1 pseudogene is annotated in these 634 nt (G+C 66.6%); it reads right to left on the bottom strand.

From position 1 onward, the window contains the following. Positions 1 to 634, bottom strand: a pseudogene (locus EGK14_RS21365) (hypothetical protein); the annotation flags it as partial.

Raw genomic sequence — 634 nt, 5'->3', positions numbered from 1 at the left:
TGGTCTGACGCTGCTCCTCGCTCAGGTCTGCACGGTCAACGCCCGGATAGAGCTGCTGCGCGATATACTCGCCCGCCACGCCGCCTGACGCTCCCGCCAGCGCCGAACCGCCCGACGCCTGCGCCACCGCCGCGCCCAGCACCGCGTGCGCTGTCAGGTTTGCCTCGACGTTCACCACCTCTTTGCCGTTTGCATCCGTGGTGGTGGTCGCTTTATGTATCAGCTCCGCCAGGTACGGCGCCGCACCGCCCGCAACGGCTCCCGCCACGTTGCCGTCCGCCAGCGCCGCCGCCGCCGCCGTCGCCGCGCTGATGCCCTGCTGGAGCGCCCCGCCCGTTCCTTTACCGCTGTCCAGCATCGCTTTGTTATAGGATGTCTGGTACAGCTGCTGAACGATATCGCCCTGCGTCGGCGTTTTGTTCGGGTTCGCCTTCTGCCACGCTTTCTGCGCTGCCTTGAGCTCTTCCGGGCCGGCCTTGTTCAGCGCGTCCGTGGCCTTCTTCGTTGCCGCTATCTGGCCCTGCGTCCTCACGATATCGCTGGCCTGCAGGCCGATGTCCACCACCGCCTGCACCGTCTCCACCCGGCGCTGCTCTTTCTCCCTGTCGAAGATTTTATCCAGACCCGGGTTGGC

Source organism: Erwinia sp. 198 (assembly GCF_003937915.1).
In the GTDB taxonomy this organism is placed as follows: Bacteria; Pseudomonadota; Gammaproteobacteria; order Enterobacterales; family Enterobacteriaceae; genus Erwinia; species Erwinia aeris.
Note: the sequence above shows the minus strand (reverse complement) of the source record. Positions and strands in the feature narration are given on the sequence as shown.